Raw genomic sequence first — 19551 nt, 5'->3', positions numbered from 1 at the left:
TCTTTGAAAACTAAACAAGACAAAACGTACCTGTTAATTCGAGTTTTTATAAAAAAATCCTATGATACTTCATAGGTAGTCAGTCAAACTGGCGAAAAGCAAAACTTCGGTTTTGTACTTTTTCGGAGAGTTTGATCCTGGCTCAGGACGAACGCTGGCGGCGTGCCTAATACATGCAAGTCGAGCGGACAGAAGGGAGCTTGCTCCCGGATGTTAGCGGCGGACGGGTGAGTAACACGTGGGTAACCTGCCTGTAAGACTGGGATAACTCCGGGAAACCGGAGCTAATACCGGATAGTTCCTTGAACCGCATGGTTCAAGGATGAAAGACGGTTTCGGCTGTCACTTACAGATGGACCCGCGGCGCATTAGCTAGTTGGTGGGGTAATGGCTCACCAAGGCGACGATGCGTAGCCGACCTGAGAGGGTGATCGGCCACACTGGGACTGAGACACGGCCCAGACTCCTACGGGAGGCAGCAGTAGGGAATCTTCCGCAATGGACGAAAGTCTGACGGAGCAACGCCGCGTGAGTGATGAAGGTTTTCGGATCGTAAAGCTCTGTTGTTAGGGAAGAACAAGTGCGAGAGTAACTGCTCGCACCTTGACGGTACCTAACCAGAAAGCCACGGCTAACTACGTGCCAGCAGCCGCGGTAATACGTAGGTGGCAAGCGTTGTCCGGAATTATTGGGCGTAAAGGGCTCGCAGGCGGTTTCTTAAGTCTGATGTGAAAGCCCCCGGCTCAACCGGGGAGGGTCATTGGAAACTGGGAAACTTGAGTGCAGAAGAGGAGAGTGGAATTCCACGTGTAGCGGTGAAATGCGTAGAGATGTGGAGGAACACCAGTGGCGAAGGCGACTCTCTGGTCTGTAACTGACGCTGAGGAGCGAAAGCGTGGGGAGCGAACAGGATTAGATACCCTGGTAGTCCACGCCGTAAACGATGAGTGCTAAGTGTTAGGGGGTTTCCGCCCCTTAGTGCTGCAGCTAACGCATTAAGCACTCCGCCTGGGGAGTACGGTCGCAAGACTGAAACTCAAAGGAATTGACGGGGGCCCGCACAAGCGGTGGAGCATGTGGTTTAATTCGAAGCAACGCGAAGAACCTTACCAGGTCTTGACATCCTCTGACAACCCTAGAGATAGGGCTTTCCCTTCGGGGACAGAGTGACAGGTGGTGCATGGTTGTCGTCAGCTCGTGTCGTGAGATGTTGGGTTAAGTCCCGCAACGAGCGCAACCCTTGATCTTAGTTGCCAGCATTTAGTTGGGCACTCTAAGGTGACTGCCGGTGACAAACCGGAGGAAGGTGGGGATGACGTCAAATCATCATGCCCCTTATGACCTGGGCTACACACGTGCTACAATGGACAGAACAAAGGGCTGCAAGACCGCAAGGTTTAGCCAATCCCATAAATCTGTTCTCAGTTCGGATCGCAGTCTGCAACTCGACTGCGTGAAGCTGGAATCGCTAGTAATCGCGGATCAGCATGCCGCGGTGAATACGTTCCCGGGCCTTGTACACACCGCCCGTCACACCACGAGAGTTTGCAACACCCGAAGTCGGTGAGGTAACCTTTATGGAGCCAGCCGCCGAAGGTGGGGCAGATGATTGGGGTGAAGTCGTAACAAGGTAGCCGTATCGGAAGGTGCGGCTGGATCACCTCCTTTCTAAGGATATATGGAGCAGCGTGCGTTTTCGTCTTGTTTAGTTTTGAAGGAACTTGCAAAAGATCCTACAACATCATATCTTCGATATGAAAGATGGGCCTGTAGCTCAGCTGGTTAGAGCGCACGCCTGATAAGCGTGAGGTCGGTGGTTCGAGTCCACTCAGGCCCACCATCTTCTATTAAATCGGGGCCTTAGCTCAGCTGGGAGAGCGCCTGCCTTGCACGCAGGAGGTCAGCGGTTCGATCCCGCTAGGCTCCACCAACGTGTTCTTTGAAAACTAGATAACAATAAGTAATACATTCACATTGAATGCAATGCAAAGTTCATCACACATAGTGATTCTTTCTAAAGTAAGAAATGGTTAAGTTAGAAAGGGCGCACGGTGGATGCCTTGGCACTAGGAGCCGATGAAGGACGGGACGAACACCGATATGCTTCGGGGAGCTGTAAGCAAGCTTTGATCCGGAGATTTCCGAATGGGGAAACCCACTGCTCGTAATGGAGTAGTATCCATACTTGAATACATAGAGTATGAGAAGGCATACCCGGGGAACTGAAACATCTAAGTACCCGGAGGAAGAGAAAGCAAATGCGATTCCCTGAGTAGCGGCGAGCGAAACGGGAACAGCCCAAACCAAGAGGCTTGCCTCTTGGGGTTGTAGGACACTCTATACGGAGTTACAAAGGAATGATATAAGCGAAGAGGTCTGGAAAGGCCCGCCAAAGAAGGTAACAGCCCTGTAACTGAAATGTTATTCTCTCCAGAGTGGATCCTGAGTACGGCGGAACACGTGAAATTCCGTCGGAATCCGGGAGGACCATCTCCCAAGGCTAAATACTCCCTAGTGACCGATAGTGAACCAGTACCGTGAGGGAAAGGTGAAAAGCACCCCGGAAGGGGAGTGAAATAGATCCTGAAACCGTGTGCCTACAAGTAGTCAGAGCCCGTTAACGGGTGATGGCGTGCCTTTTGTAGAATGAACCGGCGAGTTACGATCCCGTGCAAGGTTAAGCAGAAGATGCGGAGCCGCAGCGAAAGCGAGTCTGAATAGGGCGCATGAGTACGTGGTCGTAGACCCGAAACCAGGTGATCTACCCATGTCCAGGGTGAAGTTCAGGTAACACTGAATGGAGGCCCGAACCCACGCACGTTGAAAAGTGCGGGGATGAGGTGTGGGTAGGGGTGAAATGCCAATCGAACCTGGAGATAGCTGGTTCTCTCCGAAATAGCTTTAGGGCTAGCCTCAAGGTAAGAGTCTCGGAGGTAGAGCACTGATTGGACTAGGGGCCCCTACCGGGTTACCGAATTCAGTCAAACTCCGAATGCCGATGACTTATCCTTGGGAGTCAGACTGCGAGTGATAAGATCCGTAGTCGAAAGGGAAACAGCCCAGACCGCCAGCTAAGGTCCCAAAGTATACGTTAAGTGGAAAAGGATGTGGAGTTGCTTAGACAACCAGGATGTTGGCTTAGAAGCAGCCACCATTTAAAGAGTGCGTAATAGCTCACTGGTCGAGTGACTCTGCGCCGAAAATGTACCGGGGCTAAACGTATCACCGAAGCTGCGGACTGTTCTTACGAACAGTGGTAGGAGAGCGTTCTAAGGGCTGTGAAGCCAGACCGGAAGGACTGGTGGAGCGCTTAGAAGTGAGAATGCCGGTATGAGTAGCGAAAGACGGGTGAGAATCCCGTCCACCGAATGCCTAAGGTTTCCTGAGGAAGGCTCGTCCGCTCAGGGTTAGTCGGGACCTAAGCCGAGGCCGAAAGGCGTAGGCGATGGACAACAGGTTGATATTCCTGTACCACCTCCTCACCATTTGAGCAATGGGGGGACGCAGGAGGATAGGGTAAGCGCGGTATTGGATATCCGCGTCCAAGCAGTTAGGCTGGGAAATAGGCAAATCCGTTTCCCGTAAAGGCTGAGCTGTGATGGCGAGCGAAATTTAGTAGCGAAGTTCCTGATTCCACACTGCCAAGAAAAGCCTCTAGCGAGGTGAGAGGTGCCCGTACCGCAAACCGACACAGGTAGGCGAGGAGAGAATCCTAAGGTGATCGAGAGAACTCTCGTTAAGGAACTCGGCAAAATGACCCCGTAACTTCGGGAGAAGGGGTGCTTCTTAGGGTGTTAAAGCCCCGAGAAGCCGCAGTGAATAGGCCCAGGCGACTGTTTAGCAAAAACACAGGTCTCTGCGAAGCCGTAAGGCGAAGTATAGGGGCTGACGCCTGCCCGGTGCTGGAAGGTTAAGAGGAGCGCTTAGCGTAAGCGAAGGTGCGAATTGAAGCCCCAGTAAACGGCGGCCGTAACTATAACGGTCCTAAGGTAGCGAAATTCCTTGTCGGGTAAGTTCCGACCCGCACGAAAGGCGCAACGATCTGGGCACTGTCTCAACGAGAGACTCGGTGAAATTATAGTACCTGTGAAGATGCAGGTTACCCGCGACAGGACGGAAAGACCCCGTGGAGCTTTACTGCAGCCTGATATTGAATGTTGGTACAGCTTGTACAGGATAGGTAGGAGCCTTGGAAACCGGAGCGCTAGCTTCGGTGGAGGCATCGGTGGGATACTACCCTGGCTGTATTGACCTTCTAACCCGCTGCCCTTATCGGGCAGGGAGACAGTGTCAGGTGGGCAGTTTGACTGGGGCGGTCGCCTCCTAAAATGTAACGGAGGCGCCCAAAGGTTCCCTCAGAATGGTTGGAAATCATTCGCAGAGTGTAAAGGCACAAGGGAGCTTGACTGCGAGACCTACAAGTCGAGCAGGGACGAAAGTCGGGCTTAGTGATCCGGTGGTTCCGCATGGAAGGGCCATCGCTCAACGGATAAAAGCTACCCCGGGGATAACAGGCTTATCTCCCCCAAGAGTCCACATCGACGGGGAGGTTTGGCACCTCGATGTCGGCTCATCGCATCCTGGGGCTGTAGTCGGTCCCAAGGGTTGGGCTGTTCGCCCATTAAAGCGGTACGCGAGCTGGGTTCAGAACGTCGTGAGACAGTTCGGTCCCTATCCGTCGCGGGCGCAGGAAATTTGAGAGGAGCTGTCCTTAGTACGAGAGGACCGGGATGGACGCACCGCTGGTGTACCAGTTGTTCTGCCAAGGGCATCGCTGGGTAGCTATGTGCGGACGGGATAAGTGCTGAAAGCATCTAAGCATGAAGCCCCCCTCAAGATGAGATTTCCCATTCCGCAAGGAAGTAAGATCCCTGAAAGATGATCAGGTTGATAGGTCTGAGGTGGAAGCGTGGTGACACGTGGAGCTGACAGATACTAATAGATCGAGGACTTAACCTATATTCTAATGTGAAGTTTGAACATTGTTATCTAGTTTTGAGAGAACATTCTCTCCATCAGGTTTGGTGGCGATAGCGAAGAGGTCACACCCGTTCCCATACCGAACACGGAAGTTAAGCTCTTCAGCGCCGATGGTAGTTGGGGGTTTCCCCCTGTGAGAGTAGGACGCCGCCAAGCTTCTATAAGGATCAGTTCCATTCGGAACTGGTCTTTTTTGTTTTTTCTTCTAACAGCATCATGATGTATGCTGGGAACTTCTCTTCTGCAATCTCCATGTAGCGTTCAATCATGACGTAATCATCGCTAATGTATTGAGACAGCAGCTCGTACCACCATTCTGTTTCGTAGCGGGCAATCATACTAAGGTTATACATCAATAAGTAATGGCTGATGATCTCAGGAATCCCTAGAAAAGCATCTCGTGTTGACGGTATAAACCATTGATCCATTTCTAAATCATAATGAAGATGAGTAGCAAGTGCTGGGTTTTCTTCAAGAAATACATCAAACGTCAATTTTTTAGCCTCTCTCTGTTTGAGTTTCCAGGTTGTATGGAACTCAAAGTATTCAATAAACCGTTCAGCAGACATGTTATAAAGTAATGGAATATGATCTTGAATCATCATTCCGTTAACCTTTTCCACTTTAACTAATGTCGAGGGCTGCTTTTGAAACTCAAGAATATGACTCATTTCAGGTATTTTTGACAGGAGATGGATCATCGTAAATCGCTCATCTTCAAGACCATTTAAATGAAATAGATGCTTTAACACATGCATACATAGCCCATTTCTTTGGATTTTCACCTCATCTTCACTAAAACGGTAATGCTGTTTCTTTCTCTTTCTTGATGTTACGCCATGAGCTAAAACAGAGGTTTGAGAAGGATAATGGGGATCAACTGTCAGCAAACATGCTTTTAGCAGCTGCGCCATTCCATAAAACAATAAAATGGGTTTAAGTTCTAGAGGCGCGATCGCTGCCTGTTCATAGAACATATGGCCATGTTTTAGAAAATAAATAAATCGTTCACAGTTTTTATAGGCTTGCTGGTTTGCATCTTGAATGTTCCGTTTCTCATATTGTTGAAATAGAAACTTTTGGGAGGTTTCGAGCGAATAAAAACGTTTTAAATCCTTCCATCCTGAACTTTTCATCTTCTTCCTCAACTCTCTTTATATTTTCTAAAAATTGCAACTGTTTGTTGCTTCCTTGACATGCTGTTTCCTAGTTGATAATCTACATATAATATTTTGCCGAAAAGAGGGGGATTTACTAATGTGGGAAAGTAAATTTTCAAAAGAAGGTTTGACGTTTGACGATGTTTTGCTTGTTCCAGCAAAGTCTGAAGTACTTCCGCGTGATGTCAATTTATCAGTGGAGCTAACAAGCACATTAAAGCTAAACATTCCAATTATCAGTGCGGGAATGGACACAGTGACGGAATCACAAATGGCGATTGCAATGGCCCGTCAAGGTGGTCTTGGTATTATTCATAAGAACATGTCCATTGAACAGCAAGCAGAGCAGGTGGATAAAGTAAAACGCTCAGAGCGCGGCGTTATTACAAATCCATTCTTCTTAACACCAGAGCATCAAGTATTTGATGCAGAGCATTTAATGGGTAAATACCGTATTTCAGGTGTGCCGATTGTCAACAACGAACAAGACCAAAAGCTTGTTGGTATTATTACGAACCGTGACCTTCGTTTTATTTCGGATTATTCAATGAAGATTAGCGACGTGATGACAAAAGAGGAACTTGTGACAGCTTCTGTTGGTACAACGTTAGAAGAAGCTGAAAAAATCCTACAGCAATACAAGATTGAAAAATTACCTCTTTTAGATGACGAAGGAACATTAAAAGGTCTCATCACAATCAAAGATATTGAAAAAGTGATTGAATTCCCTAACTCCTCTAAAGATGCACATGGCCGTTTAATTGTTGGTGCCGCTGTTGGTGTCACTGGCGATACAATGACACGTGTGAAAAAATTAGTTGAAGCCAATGTGGATGTCATTGTCATTGATACAGCACACGGTCATTCTCAAGGTGTTCTAAACACTGTATCGAAAATTCGTGAAACGTATCCTTCTCTTAACATCATTGCTGGTAATGTTGCAACAGCTGAAGCAACAAAAGCATTGTTTGAAGCAGGAGCAGATATTGTGAAAGTCGGTATCGGACCAGGATCTATTTGTACAACACGTGTTGTTGCAGGTGTTGGTGTACCACAAATCACAGCGATCTATGACTGTGCAACAGAAGCAAGAAAACATGGTAAAGCTATTATTGCAGATGGTGGAATTAAATATTCAGGTGATATCGTGAAAGCATTAGCATCTGGCGGACATGCTGTTATGCTGGGAAGCCTTCTAGCTGGTACATCTGAAAGCCCAGGAGAAACAGAAATTTTCCAAGGTAGACGCTTCAAAGTTTATCGTGGTATGGGTTCTGTCGCTGCAATGGAAAAAGGAAGTAAAGATCGTTACTTCCAAGAAGATAATAAAAAATTCGTTCCTGAAGGTATCGAAGGCCGTACACCATACAAAGGGCCAGTCGTTGATACAGTGTATCAACTAGTTGGCGGTATTCGTTCTGGTATGGGCTATTGTGGAACACAGGATTTACGCACTCTTAGAGAAGAAGCACAGTTCATTCGTATGACGGGTGCAGGACTTCGTGAGAGCCATCCACATGATGTACAAATTACAAAAGAATCACCAAACTACACAATTTCTTGATAAATTGTGACAATCAAATTACATTTGACAGGGTCTATGACTCTGTCTATTTTTTTTGTCTTTATTGTGATAAAATTTATACTGTTGTGTTGAAACAAGCCCTTGTGGATTACATATATATGAAAAACGTCGAAAAAAGATGAATACGGAGGTATGACGATTGAACAGCAAGATGTTGAAACAGCTTATGGTCTCTATCCTTGCATTGGCATTGATTGTTACAGCATTTACACCAATGTCCAAAGCAAAAGCTGCTGAAGATCCATTCAGTGTGAATGCGAAAGCAGCGATCCTTATTGAAGCTTCTACAGGTAAAATTCTTTATAGTAAAAACGCAGATCAAAGACTGCCTATTGCAAGTATGGCAAAAATGATGACAGAGTATCTATTACTAGAGGCGATTGCTGAAGGCAAGGTGAAATGGGATCAAAAGTATACGCCAGATGATTATGTATACGAAATTTCTCAGGACCGCAGTTTATCTAACGTTCCTTTGAGAAAAGATGGTTCGTATACAGTGAAAGAACTTTATCAAGCAACGGCTATTTATTCGGCAAATGCAGCAGCGATCGGTTTAGCAGAAGTGATCGCTGGATCAGAATCGAAATTTGTTGAAAAAATGAACGCAAAAGCGAAAGAACTTGGTTTAACAAACTACAAATTCGTGAATGCAACTGGTCTGGAAAATAAAGATTTACATGGCCAACAGCCAAAAGGTACAGGTCCTGATGAAGAAAGTGAAGTATCTGCAAAAGATATGGCATTGCTAGCACAGCATCTCATCAAAGACCATCCAGAAATTCTTGAAACATCAAGTATTGCGAAAACAAAGTTCAGAGAAGGCACTGACGATGAAATGGACATGCCTAACTGGAACTTCATGCTTAAAGGACTTGTGAAAGAATATAAAGGTGTAGACGGTCTGAAAACAGGCTCTACAGATTCAGCCGGTTCTAGCTTCACAGGTACAGCAAAACAAGGTGACATGCGTGTTATCGCAGTCATCTTGAATGCAAAAGGTAATCTTCATACAGCACGTTTCGACGTGGCGAAAAAACTGTTCGACTATGCGTTTAAAAACTTCACGATGAAAGAAATGTACAAAAAAGGTCAACAAATCAAAGGACATGAAAACATCGAAGTTGATAAAGGCAAAGATAAAGAAGTACCTGTTGTGACGAAAGAAGCATTTTCTGTGCCAGTAAAAAATGGTGACGAAAAGAGCTATAAAGCGAAAGTAAATATCGAGAAAAAGAACCTAGAAGCTCCTATTAAAAAAGGAACGAAGGTTGGAACGCTGACGACTTCTTATTCTGGTGATGAGAAGGACTATGGCTATTTAAATAAAGACCAATCAGGTGTTGAGCTTGTGACGAAAACAGGCGATGAAAAAGCAAACTGGTTCATCCTTGCAATGCGCGGTGTAGGTGGATTCTTCGCTGGCATTTGGGGCGGAATCGTTGACACAGTAAAAGGTTGGTTCTAATAAAAAAACTGCTCTCTATACATGAGAGCAGTTTTTTTAGCGTTAAAAGAAGAGCGATTGCTTCTGATTTTGAGGAGTGGATAAAGCTTGCTGAAAAATATCACATAACTTTTCCACTCCCTCGGTCAGTGCTTTTTCATTCACATAGGAAAAGCTGAGGCGGATATAATTCTGTTTCGGCTCTCCAGGATAGCAGACAGAGCCAGGCAAAAAGGTAATTTGCTGCTTACGTGCCTCATGCAACAGTGCTCGTGTATCGACCCAGGAAGGGAAGCTAAGCCATAAATTGAGCCCGCCCTGTGGAATTTGCCACGTTACATCTTTCGGTGCATGCTTCGTTAACACATCCATCATCAAATCGCGTCTCACCTTCAAGGCGGTCCTTAGCTTCTTTGTATGATCAATCATTTTCTTTGATGTCAGAAACGGCAATATGGCCTTTTGTGTGAGAAGAGGGCTGCCTAAGTCATTATTGGCCTTTGCAGCTAATAAACGGTTAAATATCGAGCCTGACGCTGTGATAATCCCGATTCTGCATCCTGGAGCCAGTGTTTTACTTAATCCTCGTAAATAAATGACATGTCCATCGTGGTCCAAGCTTTTAATAGGTGCTGGCGGCTTTTTTTCAAAATAAAGCTCACGATAAGGGTCATCTTCTACAATGAGACAATCAATGCTTTGAGCCAGTAAGAGAAGCTGTTTTCTGCGTTTCATTGACATACTGGCCCCTGTCGGACTGTGAAAAGTAGGAATCGTATAGATGAGCTTCGGTTTATATTTATCACAAATGCTTTGAAGCTGCTTCATGTTCATCCCTTCATGATCGACAGGGACGGTAATAATTCTTGCTCCTCTGCCCATAAAGACATCGATGGCCCCTGGATAGGTCGGTGCTTCCATGACAACCACATCATCCGGCCCAATAAACGTACGTGCCACCAAATCAAGCCCTTGCTGAGAACCACTTGTTACAAGAATATTTTCAGGTGTAGATGGCACATCCAACTTTTCTAAAAAAGATTGAATGACCTGCCGCAGCTGAAGATCACCTTGAATTTCTCCATACTTCGACATGATTTGAGGATGTCTGGCTAGTACATGCTGCATTTCTTTTTCTAAATACCGGTTTGGCAAAAGCCCTGGATCGATCATAGAGGAAGAAAGGTTAATGGCTTCTTCGACATAGTGATACTGAGCGAATTGAGACCGTGGTAAATAATCTGGAATCGACAACTGCCAATCGAAAGAGGTAGATGATGGAACCGGGATATCTGCCTGCTCTTGCTGCTCATTCACAAAAGTTCCTTTACCTTGCACCGTCGTTAAATATCCGTCGTCCTTTAATCGGGTGTATGCCTTTGCTGCCGTGACAAGACTCACATTCAGCTGCTTAGCTAAATCACGGACAGTCGGCAGCTTTTCTCCTTGCTGAAGCAAACCAGATTGAATGTGATCGATGATTGAAAAGTAAATTTGATTTGAAAGAGATGTATCAGAGTGTCGATGGATATCAATATGCATGAGAACCCTCCATAAAATGCAAAATTGTTATACATGAATTTGAATTGTTATAGTTGCATTATAGCATGTAAATCACACTTGAAAGAGCAAACGACATGTTTTCAACTGGAAATCCTTTGTGTACAAGGGTTTATCCTTATTTCCCGGTTGGTTGAATTGTTATACTATTCTCTTTATTGTTATACTTTCTCGCTTGTATGATAAAGATGTTGAATCAATCGAATAGACAAATGGGAGGAAACTATTGTGAGCAATAAGGGAACTGAACGAGTGAAACGTGGAATGGCAGAAATGCAAAAGGGTGGCGTCATTATGGATGTCGTCAATGCGGAGCAGGCAAAAATTGCAGAAGAAGCAGGTGCGGTGGCAGTCATGGCACTAGAACGAGTACCAGCTGATATCCGTGCAGCAGGCGGTGTTGCCCGTATGGCAGACCCAAGAATCGTAGAGGAAGTACAAAATGCAGTAACGATTCCAGTCATGGCAAAAGCACGTATCGGCCACATCGTCGAGGCTCGTGTTCTTGAAGCACTTGGTGTTGATTATATCGATGAGAGTGAAGTGCTGACGCCCGCAGATGAGGAATTCCATTTAAATAAAAATGAATACACAGTACCTTTTGTCTGTGGATGCCGCGACTTAGGTGAGGCAACACGCCGTATCGCAGAAGGCGCTTCTATGCTTCGTACAAAAGGAGAGCCTGGGACAGGCAACATTGTAGAAGCTGTTCGTCATATGAGAAAGGTCAATGCTCAGATTCGTAAAGTATCAGCCATGAGTGAAGATGAACTGATGACAGAAGCTAAGAACCTTGGTGCACCTTATGAATTATTGTTGCAAATCAAAAGAGACGGCAAGCTGCCAGTTGTGAACTTTGCAGCTGGAGGCGTTGCGACACCAGCAGATGCTGCGTTAATGATGCAGCTTGGAGCAGACGGTGTATTCGTCGGATCTGGTATTTTCAAATCAGACAATCCAGCTAAATTTGCAAAGGCGATTGTTGAAGCAACGACTCATTTCACAGATTACCGTCTTATTGCAGAACTTTCAAAAGAGCTTGGAACAGCTATGAAAGGAATTGAAATTTCAAATCTACTGCCAGAAGAACGTATGCAAGAGCGTGGCTGGTAATTAAGGGAGCGCAAACAAACATGCTGACAATTGGTGTACTAGGGCTTCAAGGAGCGGTGAGAGAGCATATTCAATCGATTGAAGCCTGCGGCGCAGAAGGAAAGATCATCAAATGCGTAGAAGAGCTAGAATCCGTTGACGGTTTGATTATCCCTGGTGGAGAAAGTACGACGATGAGAAGACTCATGGATACGTACCTATTCATTGACCCGATCAAAGCGTTCGCTGCTCAAGGGAAACCGATTTTCGGAACATGTGCCGGTTTGATTATGCTGGCAAAGCATATCGAAGATCGAGAAGATGCTCATCTTGGACTGTTAAATGTATCTGTTGCACGGAATTCTTTTGGCAGACAGGTAGACAGCTTTGAAGCAGAATTAGAAGTAAAAGGACTGGATGCGCCGTTTACAGGAGTATTCATCCGTGCGCCTCATATCATCAGCGCAGATGATGACGTAGAAATCATGGCTGAATATGACGGCAGGATTGTGATGGCGAAAGAAAACAATATCTTAGGCTGCTCCTTTCATCCAGAGCTGACAGACGATCACAGGTTAACACAGCTGTTTGTAGACATGGTGAAGTCCTACAAAACGAAGCTTGCTGTATAAAACGGTTGAAAAGAGATAAAACTTATAGTACATTAAAATCACAATCAAAGATCGAAAAAGCGTTGACGGGAAATAGTAAGAAGCCCCTCTTTCTCAGAGAGCCGATGGTTGGTGAGAATCGGTGAAAGATGCATTCTGAATCCATCCTTGAGCGAAATGCTGAAACACGAGAAGTAAGCATTTACGGTGATGCCGTTACAGAGGAAAGAGGAAATCATGCTTCTGCATGTTTTCAATCAGGGTGGCAACGCGAGAGCTCTCGTCCCTTTCATGGGATGAGGGCTCTTTTTATTTTTCGATAAAAAAAGGAGTGTTACACATGCTGGATATTAAACAACTGCGCACGGACTTTGATCAAATCAAAGAAAAATTAGTACACCGAGGCGAAGATTTAGCGGATTTTGATAAGTTTGGTGAGCTAGATCAAAAAAGAAGAGAATTAATCGGGAAAACAGAAGTATTAAAGAGCCGAAGAAATGAAGTATCACAGCAAGTGGCCGTTCTAAAAAGAGAAAAGAAAGACGCCGATCACATTATTCAAGAAATGCGTGAGGTAGGAGATGAGATTAAGAAGCTGGATGATGAGCTAAGAACAGTAGAAGAAAGCCTGCAGCACATCCTGTTCTCAATTCCAAATATCCCTCATGACTCTGTACCAGTTGGTGAAACAGAAGACGACAACGTGGAAGTGAGAAAATGGGGCGAACAGCCAGCCTTCTCATTTGAGCCAAAACCACATTGGGACGTAGCTGATGAACTCAACATCCTTGATTTTGAACGTGCAGGAAAAGTGACAGGAAGCCGTTTCGTTTTTTATAAAGGGCTTGGCGCCCGCTTAGAGCGCGCATTGTATAACTTTATGCTTGATTTACATGTGGATGAGTTTGGTTTTACTGAAGTGCTTCCACCTTATATGGTCAACAGAGCAAGCATGACAGGAACAGGTCAGCTTCCAAAATTCGAAGAGGATGCCTTTAAAATTCGCGAAGAAGATTACTTCCTCATTCCAACAGCCGAAGTGCCGATTACCAACATGCATCGTGACGAAATCCTCGAAGGTGAACAGCTGCCAATCAACTATGCAGCATTCAGTGCCTGCTTTAGATCAGAAGCTGGATCTGCCGGAAGAGATACACGCGGACTCATCCGCCAGCATCAATTTAACAAGGTAGAGCTCGTGAAATTTGTCAGACCAGAAGATTCTTATGAAGAATTAGAAAAACTAACAAATCAAGCAGAAAAAGTTCTTCAGCTGTTGAACCTGCCATACCGTGTCATGAGCATGTGTACGGGAGATTTAGGCTTCACAGCTGCGAAGAAATACGATATTGAAGTATGGATTCCGAGCCAGAATACGTACCGTGAAATTTCTTCTTGCAGTAACTTCGAAGCATTCCAGGCAAGACGTGCAAACATTCGTTTCCGTCCAGAGCCTAAAGCGAAGCCAGAACATGTCCACACATTAAATGGATCTGGATTAGCGGTAGGAAGAACTGTGGCAGCTATTTTAGAAAACTACCAACAAGAGGATGGAACAGTGATCATTCCTGAGGTATTACGTCCTTACATGGGAAATAAAGAAGTAATGAAATAAGATGCCGCAATGGCATCTTATTCTTTTTACCAAAAATCCTACAGTTTTCCTGAATTTAGCCGATAAAAAGATTAAAAGCTTCTAGGAAAGAAGGAATAACCTTGAATAGGCTTGACTATTATGTTGAAATGGCTCAATTACTTAGAAAGGTACTAGATGAAAGTATTCTTTTCGGCATCACAGATACAGAGAAGATACTTTGTTATTACCCGTCTAACACAATAGATTTTGGTATGAAAGTTGGGGACCCATTGAACCCAGAAGACCAAAATGTGGCGACGACATTAAGAGGACAAGAATATGACGGGCACTTGCCAGAGTCTTTATATGGTTATGAAATTGCTGTTAAAGGTTACCCGATTTTTGATGAAGATAGAAAAGTAATTGGTTCTTTTTTAGTGGCATTTTCACATCATCGTGAAAAGAAATTAAGCGGTTATATGGAGCAAATCAATAAAGTAGCGAAAGAACTCCAAGGTGGAATTGAGCAAATTGCAGCACATTCACAAGAGCTGGCTGCCACAAGTTTAGAAATAAGCGAACAGGCAGGAAGAGCGGAAGAGAAATCTGCGAATATTGAAGAAGTCGTCAAAACCATTGGCGGAATCGCTAGACAAACAAATCTGCTAGGTTTAAATGCTGCAATTGAAGCTGCAAGAGCAGGTGAGAACGGAAAAGGGTTTGCTGTCGTGGCTGATGAAGTTCGTAAATTATCAGATGGCTCGAAGGAAGCGGCTGAAACCATAAATACATTTTTAAAAGAAATCCAAGACAGCATTGGCACTTTGTCTGAAAACATCTCACAAATCAGCAGCTCAACAAATGAACAAGCCAAACAAGTGACAGATTTTACGAAGATTATCGAATCATTAAATGAGTTTAAAATAGAAATGAATCAGTTTATTGAAGAAATTAGACAGGATACGAAATAGATCAAGAGCAGCCGTCAAAGGCTGCTTTTTTATAGGCAAATCTTCATGCCGAAATCACATATCGAATTTTTTTTCGAAAAGATGTTGACTTCAATTAAAATGATATGGTATATTAATTCTTGTCGATACGGAGGAATACCCAAGTCCGGCTGAAGGGATCGGTCTTGAAAACCGACAGGGGTGTCAAAGCCCGCGGGGGTTCGAATCCCTCTTCCTCCGCCATATTGATTTTTTACCTTAGTTGAATTGAACGCAAGCATAAAAATTGGAAATTGTCAAACCGCTGCATTTCGCGAATGCAGCGGTTTTTTTTATTTTGTTTTAGAGCGATTTTTTTGAATAACAGAAGCGATTTCATGAAGAATGGGATCAAGTGAGCTTTCATCATGAAGTAAGTCGTAATCTTCAATATTAATTTTAATCACTGGGCATAAATCAAATTGTTCGATCCATTCCGTGTATCGAGTGTACATTTCTTCCCAATAAGCCCGGTCAGTTTGAGTTTCCATCTCTCTGCCGCGTTCTTCAATACGATGTAAAATATGATCTAAATCCCCATGTAGATAGATGAGAACATCAGGGTGAGGGAAGTAAGGCGTCATCACCATCGCCTCAAATAGGCTTGTATACGTTTCATAATCGACCTCAGACATCGTACCTTTGTCCGCATGCATCTTTGCAAAAATGCCAGTGTCCTCATAAATTGAACGATCTTGTACATATCCTCCGCCAGATTCAAAAATCCGCTTTTGCTCCTTAAAACGCTCAGCTAGGAAATAGACCTGTAAGTGGAAGCTCCATCTTTGGAAATCTGAATAAAAAGGCTCTAAATATGGGTTATCATCTACTTTTTCAAGAGAGGTTTGAAACCCTAGCTTGTCCGCTATTGTTTTGGTCATAGTTGATTTGCCGACACCAACAGTCCCGGCAATTGTGATGACTGCGTCCTTTGGTATTTCGATATTGTTCATAACACTTGCTCCTTTATGTTCTGTACAATTTGCTGGTAATCTTGCTGTGAGGAAACGAAGTCTGTATGATCTCCTTCGATTGTAATGATAGGAAGCCCTGGCTCAGTCTGTTTTAAATGTTCAATGGCCAGCTCATAATCTTCAATGAGTGTTTTTAAATAAGCTGGGTCAATGTCTTCTTCAAAAGAGCGTCCTCTCATCTGTATTCTTTCAAGTAAGGTGGGAAGGCTGGCTTTTATATAGATCATGGCATTTGGTTTAGGAAGATCATCTGTTAGCAGGTGATAGATCTTTCTGTATTTATCCATGTGTTTTTTTGATAATGTTCTTTCTGCAAATATCATATTTTTATAGACATGATAATCAGTGACAACCGGCTGCTGTTTATTCACATAGTTTTCTTCAATTGATTCTAACTGTTTGAACCGATTGCATAAAAAGAACATCTCAAGCTGAAAGCTCCATTGTTCCATATCTTCATAAAATTTATCTAAGAATGGATTTTCTTCTACAATCTCTTTTACTAAAGGAAATTGAAATTCCTTCGCAAGCATTGTAGCCAAAGTTGTTTTTCCGGCTCCAATTGGGCCTTCCACTGCAATAAAAGGGGCAGGATACATAGGCGTTCTCCTCTATCTATAAAGTTAAAGTTGTCAAACCAATGTATATTGTACCATACCCCTTCTAATAGATAGAGTGAATGGATTACGATGTCGTTCTTTTTTCAATATTAAATTGATCTGATAATAAGAGCCAATTTTGTGGGAAAGATAGACCTAATTTCCAATAAGCAATGCCGTTCAATTTTAGCTCTTTGATGAGGTTGAATTTTGCTTGAATCGATCTAGCGTCTTCGAACCAGACCTCATGCTCTTTGTTGTTGGCATCTGTATAACGAAAATGAGGTGCTTGTGCTGTTTCGTCATATAGGATAGAGACATTATGTTGTCTAGCAAGTGCAATTGCTTGTTGAGGACTGACGGCTTTGGCGATGGGGCCGCCCTGGACGAAAGGAAGTGTCCAATCATAGCCATATAAATTCTGTCCCATTACAATTTTATTGGCTGGTATGACAGTCAGTGCATATTCAATGACTTGGCGGACAGGCCCAATTGGAGAGACAGCTTGTGCAGGGCCGCCGCTGTACCCCCATTCATAGGTCATCAACACAACATGATCGACGATCTTACCAATCGCTTCATAGTCATGGGCTTCATACCATTTGCCCTTTTGCTGACTACTTGTTTTTGGCGCAAGTGCAACAGATATTGTCCATCCTTCTTGATGGAAACGGGCTGTTGCTTCTCTTAAAAATTGAATATAAGCATCTTTATCAGCAGGGCGTAAATATTCAAAATCAAAATGGATTTCCTTGAATTGATACTTTTTGGCAACACGAACAATTTCATTTAAAAATGCCGTTTTGACAGATTGGTTAGTTAAAAGAATACGCCCAAGTTCATCACTGAATTTTTCATTCTCTAGATTTGTCACCACCATGGTTAATACAGTTCTGTTCTGAGCGGCAATCTGGGGTAGTTGGTCTAACGGTGGTTCTCGCAGTGTCCCATCTCTTTGTGCTTGAAAACTAAAGACGTCTAAATGGGTTAAGTATGGGGAGGCCTCTCTAGCTGCCTGCTTTAAGTTTTCACTGACTTGATTTCCCCGTGGTTCAATATAAGCATTGGAATTGATGTTCCTTTTCGGTCTTTGTGGAATATAGAGCAAGAAGCGAATAGGTAGTATTGCTTCAGGTCGAATTCTGTTCACGCGTGCCAATTCTTCTACTGAGATTTGAAACCGTCTTCCAATTTGATATAGTGTGTCATTTTGTTTGACCTCATAAAATTGACCTCTAATTGGAATGACAATTGTTTGTCCAATGACGAGTTGATTTGGTGTTTCGATTTCGTTAGTACGGATGATTTCATTAACTGTTGTTTTAAAACGCATGGCAATGTCGTTTAAAGTATCTCCTCTTTTGACAACATAAATTTGGATAGTCAACGCCCCCTTTGTTATTGCTAACAATTTATGAGGGTTATGGCTAAATCATGTTTGATTTTCATTCGTGATCTCCTTAGCGGTGGTGATTTTTGCTAGAAGAACGTTCTCCATCATCGTTAAAGCGTAGTCGTTATCTCTGTCATCGTTTGAAGCGATACAATCTTTAGGTACAATTAGATTGTATTCTCGCATGTATGCGTCATTTGCAGTGAACAAAACGCAAATGTTTCCGGCAATTCCAGTTAGAATAATGTCCTCGACGCCTAATTCATTTAAGAGTGTCTCTAGTGCAGTACCGTAGAAGGCAGAATGCTTTGGTTTAATTAAGAAGTAATTATCTTTAGATGGTGCCATTTTCTCTAAAATAGGAGCGCTTCTTTCGTTTTTGCATGTTTCCAGAACAGCTTGGATATCAGCCTTCCAAAGTCCGTAGTGATCGTTGATATAAATGATTGGCCAATTTTCCTTGAAAGCATGTTGTTTAAGAGCTAAAATTTTATTGGTCATTTGCTCTGTTTTTTCTGCAAGCACATGACCCATTTCAAAATCAAAATTATTAATCATGTCGATAATAAGCAGCGCCTTTTGGTGCTTTGACAAAATAAGACCCCCTTTAAAAGATTGTGATAATATGTTAACCTCAATTTCCTTTTAAAAAACATGAAAAGAGAGCCGTGCCATGACGAAAGATGAACAGTTTATGCAAGAAGCCATTTCTGAAGCCTTAAAAGCAGAACAAATAGGAGAAGTGCCGATCGGTGCCATCATTGTTGTTGATGATCAAATTGTGAGCCGCGCTCATAATTTAAGGGAAAGTGAGCAGCGTGCAATTGCACATGCAGAATTACTTGCCATTGATGAAGCGTGTAAAGCGACGGGGAGCTGGCGTTTAGAAGATGCTGTGCTTTACGTTACGCTTGAGCCATGCCCAATGTGTGCGGGTGCTATTGTTCTCTCTAGAGTGAAAAAGGTCGTTTTTGGTGCATACGATCCAAAAGGTGGATGTGCAGGTACTTTAATGAATTTACTAGATGATGAACGCTTCAATCATCAGTCTGAGGTCATCGGTGGTGTACTTGAAAATGAGTGTGGTGAGCTGTTAAGTCAGTTCTTCCGAAATCTCCGTCAGCGAAAGAAACAAGCCAAAAGTAAATGAATGGGTGTCGTTTGCAATTTGAGCTATAAGAAGGTATACTTATGTCTGCGTCACTAACAATTTAATATTCATTTTGCCGTGCTAAGCGGGGAGGTAGCGGTGCCCTGTACTCGCAATCCGCTCTAGCGAGGCCGAATCCCTTCTCGAGGTTCGTTTACTTCAAGGTCTGCCTTAAATAAGTGGTGTTGACGTCTGGGTCCTGCGCAATGGGAATTCATGAACCATGTCAGGTCCGGAAGGAAGCAGCATTAAGTGAAACCTCTCATGTGCCGCAGGGTTGCCTGGGCCGAGCTAACTGTTTAAGTAACGCTTGGGGTAGCGAATCGACAGAAGGTGCACGGTAAATCAATATTAAATGTAACTCATCTAGTTTATCTAGGTGAGTTTTTTGTTGCTGTTCAAAGAATAGCTCAACTGCTTTGGTTATACAAATAGATA

Annotated in this window: 12 protein-coding genes, 3 tRNA genes, 3 rRNA genes, 1 other RNA gene, 1 pseudogene and 1 other annotated feature; of the genes and pseudogenes, 14 read left to right on the top strand and 6 right to left on the bottom strand. The window is 43.7% G+C overall.

All coding sequences use genetic code 11. The annotated features are described in order from the left end of the window. Positions 1-119: 119 nt before the first annotated feature. The 5 genes from NSS92_RS14310 to rrf all read left to right on the top strand — a co-directional run bounded on the left by NSS92_RS14310 (position 120) and on the right by rrf (position 5136). Positions 120-1668 (top strand): 16S ribosomal RNA (locus NSS92_RS14310). Positions 1669-1763: 95 nt separating this feature from the next. After that, a tRNA-Ile gene (locus NSS92_RS14305) sits at positions 1764-1840 on the top strand. Positions 1841-1854: 14 nt separating this feature from the next. Continuing rightward, a tRNA-Ala gene (locus NSS92_RS14300) sits at positions 1855-1930 on the top strand. A 98-nt stretch (positions 1931-2028) separates the two neighbouring features. After that, positions 2029-4959 (top strand): 23S ribosomal RNA (locus tag NSS92_RS14295). A gap of 61 nt (positions 4960-5020) precedes the next feature. Further along, positions 5021-5136, top strand: a 5S ribosomal RNA gene (gene rrf / locus NSS92_RS14290). The 16S, 23S and 5S rRNA genes sit together here with 2 tRNA genes alongside, the layout of an rRNA operon. Before the next feature lie 11 nt (positions 5137-5147). Here rrf and NSS92_RS14285 read toward each other — a convergent pair. Further along, positions 5148-6116, bottom strand: coding sequence for a YaaC family protein (locus NSS92_RS14285; protein ID WP_340868726.1), 969 nt, complete (start codon positions 6114-6116; stop codon positions 5148-5150). A 121-nt stretch (positions 6117-6237) separates the two neighbouring features. Between NSS92_RS14285 and guaB the strand changes: the two genes are divergently transcribed. Continuing rightward, a complete protein-coding gene (gene guaB / locus NSS92_RS14280) occupies positions 6238-7704 on the top strand; it encodes an IMP dehydrogenase (protein ID WP_041106261.1) in 1467 nt (488 codons plus the stop codon). Between the two features lie 160 nt (positions 7705-7864). Continuing rightward, positions 7865-9190: a D-alanyl-D-alanine carboxypeptidase family protein gene (locus tag NSS92_RS14275; protein ID WP_340868723.1), complete on the top strand. Its 1326-nt coding sequence runs from the start codon at positions 7865-7867 to the stop codon at positions 9188-9190. 42 nt (positions 9191-9232) lie between these two features. Here the strand turns inward: NSS92_RS14275 and pdxR are convergent, their stop codons facing one another. After that, on the bottom strand, positions 9233-10711 hold the full coding sequence (gene pdxR, locus NSS92_RS14270; protein ID WP_267588168.1) for a MocR-like pyridoxine biosynthesis transcription factor PdxR: 1479 nt from the start codon (positions 10709-10711) through the stop codon (positions 9233-9235). 246 nt (positions 10712-10957) lie between these two features. Here pdxR and pdxS point away from each other — a divergent pair, with 246 nt between their 5' ends. The 5 genes and pseudogenes from pdxS to NSS92_RS14245 all read left to right on the top strand — a co-directional run bounded on the left by pdxS (position 10958) and on the right by NSS92_RS14245 (position 15201). Then, positions 10958-11842: a pyridoxal 5'-phosphate synthase lyase subunit PdxS gene (pdxS, locus tag NSS92_RS14265; RefSeq protein WP_047203776.1), complete on the top strand. Its 885-nt coding sequence runs from the start codon at positions 10958-10960 to the stop codon at positions 11840-11842. Between the two features lie 20 nt (positions 11843-11862). Further along, positions 11863-12453, top strand: a complete 591-nt coding sequence (pdxT, locus tag NSS92_RS14260) for a pyridoxal 5'-phosphate synthase glutaminase subunit PdxT (protein WP_340868720.1) — start codon at positions 11863-11865, stop codon at positions 12451-12453. Positions 12454-12506: 53 nt separating this feature from the next. Next, positions 12507-12723: a binding site (T-box leader), on the top strand. Between the two features lie 49 nt (positions 12724-12772). After that, complete coding sequence (serS, locus tag NSS92_RS14255) at positions 12773-14047, top strand: serine--tRNA ligase (protein ID WP_340868718.1); 1275 nt, start codon at positions 12773-12775, stop codon at positions 14045-14047. Between the two features lie 596 nt (positions 14048-14643). Further along, a pseudogene (locus tag NSS92_RS19480) lies at positions 14644-14979 on the top strand (methyl-accepting chemotaxis protein); the annotation flags it as partial. A 129-nt stretch (positions 14980-15108) separates the two neighbouring features. After that, positions 15109-15201 (top strand) — tRNA-Ser (locus tag NSS92_RS14245). A gap of 89 nt (positions 15202-15290) precedes the next feature. Here NSS92_RS14245 and NSS92_RS14240 read toward each other — a convergent pair. The 4 genes from NSS92_RS14240 to NSS92_RS14225 form a co-directional block, all read right to left on the bottom strand. Continuing rightward, a complete protein-coding gene (locus NSS92_RS14240) occupies positions 15291-15950 on the bottom strand; it encodes a deoxynucleoside kinase (protein WP_003218104.1) in 660 nt (219 codons plus the stop codon). Next, positions 15947-16570, bottom strand: coding sequence for a deoxynucleoside kinase (locus NSS92_RS14235; protein WP_024425759.1), 624 nt, complete (start codon positions 16568-16570; stop codon positions 15947-15949). The genes NSS92_RS14240 and NSS92_RS14235 overlap by 4 nt, the downstream gene beginning before the upstream one ends. Positions 16571-16655: 85 nt before the next feature. Further along, positions 16656-17903 carry a glycoside hydrolase family 18 protein gene (locus NSS92_RS14230; RefSeq protein ID WP_411962554.1) on the bottom strand — a complete coding sequence of 416 codons (1248 nt, stop codon included), beginning with the start codon at positions 17901-17903 and terminating at the stop codon, positions 16656-16658. 99 nt (positions 17904-18002) lie between these two features. Next, the gene (locus tag NSS92_RS14225; protein ID WP_095407523.1) at positions 18003-18557 is read right to left on the bottom strand and encodes an isochorismatase family cysteine hydrolase; all 555 of its coding nucleotides are present in this window, start codon (positions 18555-18557) and stop codon (positions 18003-18005) included. A gap of 79 nt (positions 18558-18636) precedes the next feature. Here NSS92_RS14225 and tadA point away from each other — a divergent pair, with 79 nt between their 5' ends. Beyond that, a complete protein-coding gene (gene tadA / locus NSS92_RS14220) occupies positions 18637-19113 on the top strand; it encodes a tRNA adenosine(34) deaminase TadA (RefSeq protein ID WP_267588172.1) in 477 nt (158 codons plus the stop codon). A 76-nt stretch (positions 19114-19189) separates the two neighbouring features. Beyond that, positions 19190-19454: signal recognition particle sRNA large type (ffs, locus tag NSS92_RS14215), an RNA gene on the top strand. Positions 19455-19551 lie beyond the last annotated feature (97 nt).

Source organism: Bacillus sp. FSL M8-0166 (assembly GCF_038008825.1).
Taxonomy (GTDB): domain Bacteria; phylum Bacillota; class Bacilli; order Bacillales; family Bacillaceae; genus Bacillus; species Bacillus safensis.
The sequence above is the reverse complement of the archived record's forward strand: the minus strand, read 5'-3'. Positions and strand labels throughout refer to the sequence as shown.

Excerpts from the sequence above, each read along its gene's own strand:
- NSS92_RS14285 (WP_340868726.1), bottom strand. The coding sequence starts at position 6,116 with ATGAAAAGTTCAGGATGGAAGGATTTAAAACGTTTTTATTCGCTCGAA.
- guaB (WP_041106261.1), top strand. The coding sequence starts at position 6,238 with ATGTGGGAAAGTAAATTTTCAAAAGAAGGTTTGACGTTTGACGATGTT.
- pdxR (WP_267588168.1), bottom strand. The coding sequence starts at position 10,711 with ATGCATATTGATATCCATCGACACTCTGATACATCTCTTTCAAATCAA.
- pdxT (WP_340868720.1), top strand. The coding sequence starts at position 11,863 with ATGCTGACAATTGGTGTACTAGGGCTTCAAGGAGCGGTGAGAGAGCAT.
- serS (WP_340868718.1), top strand. The coding sequence starts at position 12,773 with ATGCTGGATATTAAACAACTGCGCACGGACTTTGATCAAATCAAAGAA.
- NSS92_RS14240 (WP_003218104.1), bottom strand. The coding sequence starts at position 15,950 with ATGAACAATATCGAAATACCAAAGGACGCAGTCATCACAATTGCCGGG.
- NSS92_RS14235 (WP_024425759.1), bottom strand. The coding sequence starts at position 16,570 with ATGTATCCTGCCCCTTTTATTGCAGTGGAAGGCCCAATTGGAGCCGGA.
- NSS92_RS14230 (WP_411962554.1), bottom strand. The coding sequence starts at position 17,903 with ATGCGTTTTAAAACAACAGTTAATGAAATCATCCGTACTAACGAAATC.
- tadA (WP_267588172.1), top strand. The coding sequence starts at position 18,637 with ATGACGAAAGATGAACAGTTTATGCAAGAAGCCATTTCTGAAGCCTTA.